Here is a 13,047-nt window from a genome sequence, read left to right as displayed (position 1 = left end):
CAAAAAGTAACGAAAAAAGCAGTCGCAATATTAAAAACGTCAGATCTACGAGCTAAGTGGTAAGAACATATTGTCCTTAAGCGACCTTAGTGATCTTAACTGGACACTTCTTGTAATCCGTCTGTTTAGACAGAGGATCCGTTGCATCCAAGATCAACTTGTTGATCAGAATTCTTGCATCAAAGAATGGTACGAATACCAAGCCTTGTGGTGGACGGTTACGACCACGAGTTTCAACACGAACGCGTACTTCACCACGTTTGTTTTCGATAAGAACTTCATCACCACGGCGAAGACCACGAGCTTTAGCATCAGCAGGGTGGATGTAACAAAGTGCATCCGGTACTGCTTTGTAAAGTTCTGGTACACGACGAGTCATAGTACCTGTGTGCCAGTGCTCAAGAACACGACCTGTACATAGCCACATATCGTATTCATCGTTTGGTACTTCAGGTGGCGCTTCGTATGGTGCATTGATGATCAGTGCTTTACCATCTGGTTTGCCGTAGAAGTCCCAATCAGAACCTTTCTTAGCATATGGATCTGAACCTTCTTTAAAGCGCCATAGTGTCTCTTTACCGTCAACAACAGGCCAACGTAGACCACGAACTTGGTGGTAGCGATCGTATGGTGCTAAATCGTGACCGTGGCCGCGACCAAAGGCTGCGTATTCTTCGAATAGACCTTTTTGAACGTAGAAACCTTGAGCTTGTGCATCGTCGTTAAGCTCTTGAGCTTCAGACAGTGGGAATGCATCAACGTTGCCGTTTTTGTAAAGCACGTCGTACATGGTTTTGCCACGGTACTCAGGCATTTTCGCAACCAGTTCTTCACCCCAAACTTCTTCAATAGTGAAGCGCTTAGAGAATTCCATGATTTGCCATAGGTCAGACTTAGCTTCACCTACAGTTTTCACTTGTTGGTACCATGCTTGTGTACGACGCTCTGCGTTACCGTAAGCGCCTTCTTTCTCAATCCACATTGCTGTTGGAAGGATGAGGTCAGCCGCTTGAGCTGTTGCCGTTGGGTACGGGTCAGAACATACAATGAAGTTATCTGGGTTACGGTAACCTGGCAGACGTTCAGTGTTGATGTTTGGACCCGCTTGCATGTTGTTGTTACACATTACCCAGTAAGCGTTGATTTTACCGTCTTTCAACATACGGTCTTGAAGAACAGCGTGAGCGCCGGGTACCGGTGGAATGGTGCCTTCTGGAAGTTTCCAGATATCTTCTGCAATTTTACGGTGTTTAGGGTTAGCAACCACCATATCGGCAGGTAAACGGTGAGCGAATGTACCAACTTCACGCGCTGTACCACACGCTGACGGTTGGCCAGTTAGTGAGAATGGGCTGTTACCTGGAGTAGAAATCTTACCTGTAAGAAGGTGGATGTTGTATACAAGGCTGTTCATCCATACGCCACGAGTATGTTGGTTCATACCCATAGTCCAAAGTGACATTACTTTGATGTTTGGATCGGCATATTGCTTAGCCAGCTTGATAAGGTCTTCTTGAGATACACCTGACATTTCAGACGCTTTCTCAACTGTGTATTCAGCAACAGACGCTTTGTAGTCTTCGAAAGAGATAGCAGTCATTTCGCCTGAGTTAGGGTTTGCGGCTGCTTTCTGTAGTGGATCATCGTCACGCAGACCGTAACCGATGTCTGTCGTTGCTTGCTTGAAGTTCGTGTGCTTGTTCACGAAGTCCCAGTTAACCGCATCGTTTTGGATGATGTAGTTTGCGATGAAGTTTGCGATCGCAAGGTCAGACTGAGGGTTGAAGATGTAACCCGTGTCTGCAAGCTCGAAAGAACGGTGGTAGTAAGTAGACAGTACGTTTACTTTAACGTGTGGGTGGCTTAGACGACGGTCTGTAATACGAGTCCATAGTACTGGGTGCATTTCTGCCATGTTTGAACCCCACAGTACGAATGCGTCTGCGTGTTCAAAGTCATCGTAACAACCCATTGGCTCATCAATACCGAAAGTGCGCATGAAGCCTACTACAGCAGAAGCCATACAGTGACGAGCGTTTGGATCTATGTTGTTTGAACGGAAACCCGCTTTCATCATCTTAACGGCTGCGTAGCCTTCCATTACTGTCCATTGGCCTGAACCGAACATACCAACACCTGTTGGACCGTTCTTCTTCAGTGAAGCTTTCCATTTCTCAGCCATCACGTCGAACGCTTTGTCCCAAGATACGGGTGCGAAATCACCATCTTTATGGAACTCACCATCTTTCATACGAAGAAGAGGTTGTTCTAGACGGTCTTTGCCGTACATGATTTTTGAAAGGAAGTAGCCTTTGATACAGTTAAGGCCTTTGTTTACAGGAGCTTCTGGATCGCCTTGAGTCGCAACCACTTTACCGTTTTGAGTACCTACTAGTACTGAACAGCCCGTACCACAAAAACGACAAGGCGCTTTATCCCACGTGATTTTTGTTTGATCAGAGCTAGCAATCAGGTTGGTTGCTGTTGCCGGTAGAGTTACACCTGCAACGGCTGCCGCTGATGCAGCTGCGTTTGCTTTCACAAACGCACGTCTTGTCATTTTCATACTTCACCCTCAAGTTGAGAATTGTTACTTCCAGTTTCTAAATCCGTTTCGTCGAGTCCAGTTTCGATTTGGTGATAAACCAAAGCTGTCCCCAAAACGTTCTTAATGTTGTTTATTGCTTCGATGGTGTCCGTTACAAAACCTTGGTTTTCAGTTTCTAGGACCACGATGATTTTGCCTTCAGGGCTATCTCCGTAGATTTCAGCGTTATCGAATTGATCGATCTCCGCTTTGATCTCATTTAGATGCTCAGGGCTCACATGCACGACTAAACTTGATATATGCACTTCATTTAGTGCCATAAATTGCTCTCGTTATTTTTGTTTTATGCATTACTCACAAGAATAGCCGAAGTAGGGCAAATTGCTACGCAGGCCCCACAACCGCTACACTCATCTAACTCGATTTTTGGTAGAGCAACACTGCCTGCTCTAAGTTCAAATTGAATGGCCATAGGTTCACACATGTCACCACAGCTTCGGCATTCAACATTTTGTTGCGCTAAACACTTATCAGAGATTTGTGCTTTTGCTTGCCAAGGCTCTCCTTGCTTTGGCTTAAAAATGGGTTCGGGACAAACATCTGCACATTGATAGCAGAACGTACACTCATCAATAGAGAAATCTACAGTGGGAAAACCACCATCGCCTACAATGATTATCTTAGTCTCACAACTCTCGATGCATTTACCGCAGCGAGTACAGTCATCTGTAAAGCTTTCTAGGCTGTCAATCCAAGGCAAACGAATCTGGCTTGAGTCAACTTTTCGTCTTGAAAAAAGACGGCGTTTTGATAGATCTACCACTAGATACCTATAGATGTTACTAAGATGTTGTAATTGTAGGTCATTATTCTATTAATATCTTGTAATGAGTCCTCACAAGTAGTGTAGTTTTAGAAACAATTGTATAAATACCCCCTAAGGGCTAATTGGGGGCATATATTGTCTTAGATCAATAAATTACGGAGCGAGTGATCACATATTGAATGGAGCTATGATTTTTGATGTGTGACAATACGATATCGCTGGCAAGTCATTTATCAATAGGAAGGCACTTTTGCTTATAAAACCGGTTTCATCTGTAACAAGTACGATAGCAAAATCTTTGCTCTCTATACTGCTGTTGTCGGTTGCTACGACTGGCTTTGCCATCTTTACTTTGGCTTCAAGTTTGAATGATGCAGAAGCGGTTAACGTGGCCGGTTCAATGCGAATGCAAAGCTACCGTTTAGCCCATGATATTCAAATAGAATCTGTCGATTATGAATCTCATATTCGTGAATTCGAAAGTTCTCTTTACTCGCCATCCATGACTAATTTGGTCAGTTGGAATGTTCCGACAGACATCACAGAAGATTACTATTTAATTATCGGCCGTTGGCATGAGCTAAAACAGGTCTTGAATAGCGAAGAGCGCGATCACTATCTCGTGTTGGTTGAAAACTTCGTGGCTGAAATCGATGGCTTCGTTTATAAGCTGCAAGAGTTCTCTGAAGACAAGTTAATAAAGTTAGCGTGGGCTGGTGGTATCGGCCTTGGTGGGATTCTGGTCATATCTCTTTTTGTTGTTCACTTTGTACGTAAACAGGTTGTTAAACCGCTACATGCTCTTGTCGGTGCGAGCCAAAGAATCAAAAACAGCGACTTCGAGGTAGAACTCAAGGTGACCAGTAACAACGAAATGGGCATTTTGACCAAAACCTTCAACTCGATGGCCAAAGATTTAGGCGTGCTTTATCGAAACCTTGAAGATGTGGTGGATGCAAAGACGATTGAGCTGCAAAATGCGAACCAGTCGCTGCAGGCACTTTATAACTCGTCACAAGAGCTCACGGTGACGCGTATTGCTCCTGAAAACTTCCGAGCTATCTTGCAGCATCTCGTGAGCTTGGAAGGGATTGGATCACTGAGGCTCGAGATTGTCGATAACTCAGGCCGTTCATTGATTATGGATGAAGGTTACGATTCGAATTTAGACTACGAAAAGTTTGAGATGAAACTCGACGATAACGAACTTATTCTCGGCTATTTATACTGTTCATATCACCACGGGCACTCAACTAAAGCTCTGATCGAAAGCTTCATTCAACTGCTATCGAGAGCGATCTACTACAATCGTGCTCAAAAGAAAGCTGAACAGCTTATTATCATGGAAGAGCGTGCCACGATTGCACGTGAACTCCACGATTCATTGGCTCAATCACTGTCGTACTTGAAAATTCAAGTTACACTATTAAAGCGTGTGATTGGCAAACTGCCAGAGCAACAGCACCGAGAGCAATCTGAACAAATCGCGTCTGAGATCGGAAACGGCTTAGCCGACGCTTATACCCAGTTAAGAGAGCTACTCACCACATTTAGGTTGACCATTAAAGAGGGCAACTTTGGAGACGCCTTAAGTACCATGCTTGAGGCGCTCAGCGAGAGAACCGATGCGAAGATTAACCTCACTAATAATCTCTCATCGATCGAGCTTGATGCGCATAGTCAGGTTCACTTGCTTCAATTGATTCGTGAAGCAACAATAAATGCAATAAAACACGCCAATGCCGACTTGATAGATGTATGCTGTATCGATGAGGACGGTGAAGTATTAGTCGTGATAAAAGATAATGGAGATGGCTTTGACTCAAGTAGTTCCAAGGTGAACCACTACGGGATGAGCATTATGCAGGAGCGTGCGGCAAGACTGAATGGCGACTTGACGATTGAAGCGGCGCAAGGTGAAGGCTGTACAGTCATATTGAAATATAAAAGTTTGAAGGAAGTTAAAGTTGACGATTTGTAAAGTAATGCTGGTTGATGATCATCCATTGATGCGCAGAGGTATAAGCCAATTACTGAGCTTTGAAGACGAATTCGAAGTGATTGCAGAAGCAAGTAACGGCACTGAAGCGGTTGCTCTTGCTCATGAAGAAGAACCTGATTTGATCCTTTTGGATCTCAATATGAAGGGCATGTCAGGGTTAGATACCTTGAAAGCACTTCGCACTGACGGTTCTAGCGCAAACATTGTTATTCTAACGGTTTCTGATAGCCCTGCAGACATTGAAGCGATTGTAAAAGCAGGCGCTGATGGCTACTTGTTGAAAGACACTGAACCCGATGAGTTAATTGAACTGCTTAAGCAAGCACACAGCGGTGACAAGGCTTACAGCAGTGTGGTTGCTCGTTACCTAAATGATGCTGGAAGCCGCAATGATATCTTCGAACAACTGACTGAACGCGAAATGCAGATCCTTCAAGAAGTCGCGAAAGGTTACCGCAATAAGCAGATCGCTGATCACCTGTTCATTTCTGAATCGACAGTTAAGGTACATATGAAGAGTCTACTGAAAAAGCTGCAAGTGCCTTCCCGTACCGCTGCCACGGTTCTGTATCTAGAACGCTATGGTGAAATGAAGTAGGGCTTGGGTCCTTTGAGATAACACTATTTCAAGCCTGACTGTTTATACATGTCTCGATAGTTTTGACGATGTGAGAAAGTGACATTAAAAAAGGCGCTGAACTTACTAAGTTCAGCGCCTTTTTATTAGGGCATTTTATATCCAAATAATCATGTCTGTTTTACTGACAATTAAGCTGCCATTGGTACTAGAACAAGCGTACCGAAGATCACCGTGATAAGACCACAGATTACTGGTACTGAAGTACGTTTAACGACTTCAAACGGGCTGATTTTACCCATGCCAGAAGTCGCTACAATTACACCCGAAACAGGAGAAATTGTACGGCCTAAGTTAGACGCTTGAAGCATTGGGATGATTAGGAACGCAGGGTTCAAGCCCATTTTCGCAGCAAGTGACGGAGCCAGTTCTACGAATGCATAGAATGGCGCGTTACCAGAACCTGTCGCGATAGCAGCAGCAACTGTTAGACCAGTCAGGATAAGCATTAATGCGATACCGCCAGCGCCAGCTGATTCAGCAAGGCCGATTAGGTTATCAATTGCACCGATAGACATTAGGCCCTGAGCAAATACACCCGCCGCAACCAACAGCATTACTACGCCTTTAAATGCTTCGGCCATACCTTGGTAGCAAGAATCTAGGTCTTCTAGTGTTTTTTCGCCGTCAAACTTCTTCACAACGTAATCGATAACAGCGCCCACGAAAATTGAACCTACTACGATGGTGTAGATATCAAGTGAAAGGCCCGGAATGGTACGACCGTTGAATAGAAATACTCCAAAAATAGGTAAGAATGGAAGAGCAGCATAAAAAGCCGGCGCATTCGTTTCAATTTCTGAAACGTCTACTTTTTCCATTGGCGTGTTTTCTTTCTTATCTAGGTATTTGTTCCAGAAGAAAGCCGCACCCGCCATCACGATGATCGCACAGATAGAAACAGGCAGTACCGTTTGAACAGCAAACACATCAAGAGACATACCTGATTTTTCTGCTGCGATAACCACATCACCCGACGTTGGTGAAAGAATGATTGCTGCAGGTGATGCACAAACCGCCACCGCTGCTGGACGAGAAATACCCATTGCCGTCATCATTGGGAATAGGGTCGCCATCAATAGCACGCCAAGGCCTGTTGCAGAACTTACTGCTAGAGACATTAGACACGCTACGATGTAAGCCGCAACAAGAAGTACGTATGGAGATTTGATAGCAGCAAGCGGTTTAGAGAATTGTTTTACTACCACATTGTTTGCGCCGATATGCGTCATGTAAGAAGCAAAGCCACAAAGAAGCATGATTTGCATGCCTAGGCCGCCTCCACGGTACTGAAGCATGTACTTAACGAATTCTAGTGAGTCGGTAACCATGTTACCTGTTGAAGCGACCTTAGCGGGTAAGACTGTGTGACCTATAAGGCCAGTAATAAGAAGTAGGGCAAGGCCAGCTGTCAGTAATACACCTGCCGCTTTATAGCCTTTCACAATAAAGTAACCAACAGCGATAGTAATCACTAATCCGATCAAGAGCTCTAACATAGAAATCTCCACAAAGTTTAAAAAAATATAAGAAAGTGTTTCAGAATATGACAATGAATGTACAGAAAACTGCACTGTGGCACGAGGCATAGTTGAGGTTGATATGATCTAAGACAAACATTTTCTTTGATGTTAATTGTGGTTGTAAATCATGAACAACTACTGTTGTTTAGATGTTAATAAACAAATTATCTATCTCAATAGAATATAACTTGGATCACCTTTATAGTGAGGAGTTGTATACAGAGGTGTGGATTTATAAATCTATGACTTTTGGAGCCTAACGTGCAGAACTAAAAAGAAGTGTGTATTTTTACATGATATCGGATTAATTTATGAACTGATGCCTACTGGGAATGGAAAGTTAAGTAGGCTTCAGCGAGAGTTGAATTGATGTGGAAATGCATAGCTCCTAACGTATTGGCTTAAGTACAGCTACTGACCGAAATAGTTGATAGTTAAACGATTAGTTAATGTTCAATTCAGGATCTACATTCGAGTAAGTGGGCAGGTCGGCGCATATCACTTTTTTACAAAAGTGAATCATTCCGCGCTGAGTGACCAATAATAATTCATCATTATTTAGTGGGATATAAGCCATGGCATCTGAAGAAAGCACTGCACCTTCACTGATCATCACCTTTTCGTAAAATGTGAGCTCTCTATTTGGTATGATTTGTTCATGTTGAGTCTCGTCTAAAGAAATGTCGTGTTGGGTTACCACGTAAGTACCTGACGACGCAAAGCCAGCTTCTTTCGTAGAGACATATAACAATTCATAGCTGTTATTCTTCTTAAACTCGATATTAACGGCAGCTTGATTATAAATGACTTTTTCTTGTGGGTTGACCACCGAGGCTGTGTTGGATAAATAATGATCTTTAAGATAACTTTGAGGAATAAAGGTTGTCATCCATCCGGCCATAATACCGATTATGGCGATTGCAACGAAGATCTGTTTTTCTTTATTCACAAGTCACTCCTTTAAATTCACTTGGGAAGCTCAGAGATTTTCCTGAATTATCGATGATGATTTTTTTTCCCTTATATTCGTAAAGCGTCACGTTGAATAACTCATTAAAAGTGAACTCGTCGGATTCGATTTTACAAGAGATAAAATGTTGACCCACGAGATCTTCGCCTAGGCTATTTCTATCTAAATAAGAAAACAGATAATGGGATAAACCTGCAGCCACTACAAATAATGCAACCAGTGCTAACACACTGTTTGTTTTTTTCGTAGCGGCCGTTGTCTCGGTTGGTGATCTTTCTGGCGCTGTGTTGTCTTCAGGTTGTTTCGTTTCTTGTATTGGTTGCGATTGAACTATACGCAGCGCGCGTTCTTTGTCTTGTGTCACTTGTCCTGCAAATCGGTAGCCTTTACCGCGCTCAGTGACGATGATCATCCCCCTCTTATCTTCTAACGCTTTTCGGCAAATCGAGATGGTTTGCATTAGGCTGCCATCTTCAACGTAGATACCTTTAGACACCCACACTTGTTCAATAAGAACTTGGCGCGTGATCACCTCATTGGGTCTCGAGATAAAAAACTTAAGTAGCTCTGATTCGTTAGAACCTATTGGGTACGTACGACCTGTCTTAAAGTGATGGATTTCACTCTCTTCTAAATTGACCTGTATATCATCATTGATAATAAATTCAGCAGATATCTGGGTTCTCATTGTTATAAGCGTTCTCACTTAAATATAACAAATACCACTATAAATATAAACTCACTCACTTTGTCTTATTTTATGTTTAAATAATTGAATTTGTTTGATTATCCCTCTTTTCATATTCCCTTATAAAACTTTTTGAGGTTGTTTAATGTGGTTTCAGGTGCTTGCCGCCAGTCGCTATTAGATCATTAACGGGTGACGCTGATTTAGTGGGTGTGGGTTAACTGCTCAAATTTCTTACGTAGTTTTATCAACGTGTCATTCCAACTCTGTGTTGCCTTGCTCTCTACGAATAAAAGTCGAGCTTACCTCCGACTCAATCGGCAATTCAAATAACGATAAATCGCATGACCACACCAGTTAAATGCGAAAGCTACGAAGGAGCTGTTTTGAAAGATTTCAATAAGCCGTATATATGTGGACTAATTACGCTTGCCTTACTCGGCTGTCAGTCTGAAGACTCGGCTCAAGATGCCGTATTGATATTGGTTCCCTACAACATTAATGAATTACCAAAACCGAACGATGGTTATGGGTATGACGAGGATGGAACAATATCCGGTGTCGGTGAAGACGTTGTCGTAATGTCATCGACTAACGACGCGTATTATCAGGACTACAACAACTCATACGCAGCCCTAGACGGTTGGGGACTTTGTGCAGAACCGATTTTGATTCCTCTAAAAAGTGTTAATTCTGATAAACGTTATCCACTCAATAACGAAACCTTAGCCGGGAATGTTGTATTAATTGATGAAATAACAGGTGATGAAGTTGACACTCAAATATCGGCCGATGGTTCCAATATAATTATTCAGTGCGAATCAGGATTAAAAGAGGGGACGACTTATTCGATCGTTGTTACTGACGGGGTAAAAACTGAATTTAATGAGCCTTTAAAATCAGATGCCAGTTTTGATGAGTTGATTTATTCAGACGTCCCATTAAATAACGAAAAAGAAGAAGTCCTTCAAGATCAAGTATTGAGTGCTATTGAATCATATTATGCGTTATATCCAGAGAAAGGTATTCCCGTTTATGCTGCGCAGTTTAAAACACAGAGTTCGTATTCGTCGCTAGATGCAATGAAAAGAAACCATCTGCAATATGGTAGTTTATTCACCCAAGAAGAGCCTGTAATTGTAGAGGAAAAGCGGGGATATAACCTGTATACAAAAGTGCTAAAAATTCCGTCGTACTTACCTTTTACAAAAGAGAGGGAGGCGGAATGTATCGTCGATGAATTTGACCCGAAAGAAAATTGCCCACCACTGTATGAATGGATTACCAACACTTCCGGTAGTTTTCCAACTGCGGAGAATCCAATGCCTCAAAAGACAGAAGACCTTGAGGTGACGGCAGATATATACGTACCAAAAGAGTTTAACTGGAATAGTTTTATAGAGTTACCTGTCGCTATTTTTATTCATGGTGTTACAGCAGAGCGCGGCACTGCTTCTTTAATGGCTGCGGAATATACTGATAAAGGTTATGCCGTGGTTGCGATCGATATGCCATATCACGGTGAGCGGATACGTTATGACTCAAGCCCTGAGCACGTGGAAATTAGTGCCCGAGCAAACAAAGCCTTCTTCATCAATATTGATTCCCCTTTAGCGCTTCGTTCTAACCTCCAGCAGTCTGTTTCTGATTTTCTGGGTCTACGCTATGCGTTGAGCCAAGAAGGTTGGGTTGATAACAATAACGTTCATCTAATCGGACAATCGTTGGGTGGGATCATGTCGGTAATGGTGAGTGAGTTTAGTCAAGCAAGCCCTGATTTTCACTCGGATACTAATCCTAATTTTGAATTCAATACGGTGAACTTTGTTGTTCCGGGGCAGGGGCTAACCAACTTGGTTCTGTCTTCTCAAACCTTAGGCCCTGAAATGTCTGAAGGTGTTAAGAAGTCTCCTGATGTTCAGCGTGGCATTGCTGAAACTGTCATACTAGATACATGCATAACAGAAGCAACGAATCAACAATGTATTGAAGCACTTAGAGAGTTTGTAGAGCTTTCATCTGATAACGCGCTGCTTGTTAATCAGCTAGAGAACGACATCTTCGATTTAGTTGTTACCGACCTTAAACAAGGAGTTCAAGCAACAATTGATAGTGCAGACCCTGCTAGTTTCATCTCTCGTCAAGTTAAGGCTGAGCAACCGACTCTTTTGTTAGCTGCAGTTGGAGATTGCGGCGAAACCTGTGACGTTGGCGTTGATTATGTGCCAGACAGCGTAATTCCGAATACCGCGCCAAATAATATTCGAACTGGCACTGAGCCCTTAATTACTGCCCTTGGTTTAGACCCAATAACGGGTACAAAGCGTGATCAGATCGAACTCGGTGGAGTCATAAGAACGACAACCGGTGGACATGGTACGTACTTATTCCCGTATGAAGGCCCCGTTGATGAAAATGGCCTACCGGGTATGCCAGGCGGAAATATGTCAGATGTACGTGAAGCCGTGACAACCCAACAGTTAGCTGTTGCTTCGATGGTGATGACTGAAGGTTCGCTTGTTGTCATTAATAACGAAGATCATATCGAAACAGAGGTGCCTCAAAATGAAGAATAAACTTTTTTTGGGCACTGCAGTTGCTCTTGTTCCTTGCCTGATTAACGCGGCCGGTTTTCAACTTAACGCACAGTCCGTAACAGGGTTAGGTCGTGCATTCGCGGGTGATGCTGTTATGGCCGATAGTGCGGCAATTGTGGCTAAGAACAGCGCTGCGATGGCTTACATCGAGCAACCAACACTTTCTGTAGGTGCTATCTATGTCGATAGTGGTATTGATGTGTCTAATGTTAGCTACACGCCAATGATTGGTGATACTGAAATGTTGGATGACCAATCATTAGACGCAGGGACATTAGTTCCAAACATTCATTATGTTCATTCTATCGAAGATTCGAAGTTCACATTAGGTGTAACGGTTCACTCCAATTTCGGTACTGACGTCGAATTTGATAACTCGTTCGAAGCGGATGAGTTTGGAGGCAAAACGGCGCTTTCCAGTATCAATGTGGGTTTCGCTGTCGCTTATGAGATCTCTGAAAAGCTCAACTTAGGTGCTGGTATTGATGTTATCTACGGTGAAGGTGAAATTTCGCGTCAAGGTTTACTCGGTGTTGATGCTGATGGATTTGGCTTGGGCGCCAATATTGGTGCTACCTATCAAGTTAATGAGAATAACAAATTTGGTATTTCCTATCGTTACAGCCCAGATATCGAAGTGGAAGGTGACATTACCAAAGGCGGTGTCCCTGCCGACAAGATGAACGTACCTCTACCAGACACTCTAGAGTTTTCCGGTTGGCACCAGCTCAACGAACAGTGGGCTTTTCACTACAGCCTGCAATGGGTGAATTGGTCTGAATTTGACTCGCTAACATCTGACTCTTATGACGACTCTATTAAAGAGTATCAATGGAAAGATGCAGGACATGTTTCTGTCGGTGGTACATACAGCATGTCGAAAGACATCGTTCTACGAGCGGGTTACATGTACGACATTTCCCCAACTGACGAACTCACATCGCTCTCTATTCCTGATGTTAACCGTCACTGGCTCACGGTCGGAGGGACATATAACTTCACCAATGCCAGTTCTGTGGACGTTGGAGTCGGATTTATCATCGGAGAATTACAAGATATTGACGAAAACCTGACGACGATTCCAGGAACGAGTTCCAATATAACTGCTGATGTGACTGCCGATGCTCTCTTGCTTGGTGTTCAATATCAACATCGTTTTTAACTTTTACTTTGGAGTTCAGAACGTAAAAATTTAGGAATCATATAAAAATTGTAGGGCTCGACAGTGAGTTGAGCCCTTTTCTCATTATTAGCTG

At 43.1% G+C, this 13,047-nt stretch carries 10 protein-coding genes; 4 read left to right on the top strand and 6 right to left on the bottom strand.

The window, feature by feature from the left end; genetic code table 11:
- Positions 1–76: 76 nt before the first annotated feature.
- The 3 genes from napA to napF are packed head-to-tail and all read right to left on the bottom strand — an operon-like array spanning position 77 to position 3,371.
- Entirely contained in the window at positions 77–2,566 is a 2,490-nt protein-coding gene (napA, locus tag AB4486_RS12590; protein WP_017062613.1) for a periplasmic nitrate reductase subunit alpha, read from the bottom strand.
- Positions 2,563–2,868: a chaperone NapD gene (locus tag AB4486_RS12585; RefSeq protein ID WP_017062612.1), complete on the bottom strand. Its 306-nt coding sequence runs from the start codon at positions 2,866–2,868 to the stop codon at positions 2,563–2,565. Before AB4486_RS12585 ends, napA begins: the two co-directional genes overlap by 4 nt.
- Before the next feature lie 23 nt (positions 2,869–2,891).
- Entirely contained in the window at positions 2,892–3,371 is a 480-nt protein-coding gene (gene napF, locus AB4486_RS12580) for a ferredoxin-type protein NapF (RefSeq protein WP_017062611.1), read from the bottom strand.
- A 253-nt stretch (positions 3,372–3,624) separates the two neighbouring features.
- Here napF and narQ point away from each other — a divergent pair, with 253 nt between their 5' ends.
- Both narQ and AB4486_RS12570 read left to right on the top strand, forming a co-directional pair.
- Complete coding sequence (gene narQ / locus AB4486_RS12575; RefSeq protein WP_017062610.1) at positions 3,625–5,355, top strand: nitrate/nitrite two-component system sensor histidine kinase NarQ; 1,731 nt, start codon at positions 3,625–3,627, stop codon at positions 5,353–5,355.
- Entirely contained in the window at positions 5,342–5,974 is a 633-nt protein-coding gene (locus tag AB4486_RS12570) for a response regulator (RefSeq protein ID WP_017062609.1), read from the top strand. The genes narQ and AB4486_RS12570 overlap by 14 nt, the downstream gene beginning before the upstream one ends.
- Before the next feature lie 170 nt (positions 5,975–6,144).
- Here the strand turns inward: AB4486_RS12570 and dcuC are convergent, their stop codons facing one another.
- From dcuC to AB4486_RS12555, 3 genes are all read right to left on the bottom strand, one after another.
- On the bottom strand, positions 6,145–7,512 hold the full coding sequence (gene dcuC / locus AB4486_RS12565; RefSeq protein WP_016788598.1) for an anaerobic C4-dicarboxylate transporter DcuC: 1,368 nt from the start codon (positions 7,510–7,512) through the stop codon (positions 6,145–6,147).
- 466 nt (positions 7,513–7,978) lie between these two features.
- On the bottom strand, positions 7,979–8,485 hold the full coding sequence (locus AB4486_RS12560) for a hypothetical protein (protein WP_372117289.1): 507 nt from the start codon (positions 8,483–8,485) through the stop codon (positions 7,979–7,981).
- Complete coding sequence (locus AB4486_RS12555; protein WP_229647837.1) at positions 8,478–9,182, bottom strand: winged helix-turn-helix domain-containing protein; 705 nt, start codon at positions 9,180–9,182, stop codon at positions 8,478–8,480. Before AB4486_RS12555 ends, AB4486_RS12560 begins: the two co-directional genes overlap by 8 nt.
- A gap of 356 nt (positions 9,183–9,538) precedes the next feature.
- Between AB4486_RS12555 and AB4486_RS12550 the strand changes: the two genes are divergently transcribed.
- Together AB4486_RS12550 and AB4486_RS12545 are read left to right on the top strand one after the other, a co-directional pair.
- Positions 9,539–11,770, top strand: coding sequence for a lipase (locus AB4486_RS12550; protein ID WP_372117287.1), 2,232 nt, complete (start codon positions 9,539–9,541; stop codon positions 11,768–11,770).
- The gene (locus AB4486_RS12545) at positions 11,760–12,953 is read left to right on the top strand and encodes an outer membrane protein transport protein (protein WP_372117286.1); all 1,194 of its coding nucleotides are present in this window, start codon (positions 11,760–11,762) and stop codon (positions 12,951–12,953) included. Before AB4486_RS12550 ends, AB4486_RS12545 begins: the two co-directional genes overlap by 11 nt.
- Positions 12,954–13,047 lie beyond the last annotated feature (94 nt).

Source organism: Vibrio sp. 10N.222.55.C6 (assembly GCF_041473395.1).
GTDB classification, from domain to species: domain Bacteria; phylum Pseudomonadota; class Gammaproteobacteria; order Enterobacterales; family Vibrionaceae; genus Vibrio; species Vibrio crassostreae_C.
This window is presented reverse-complemented; position numbering and strand designations above follow the sequence as displayed.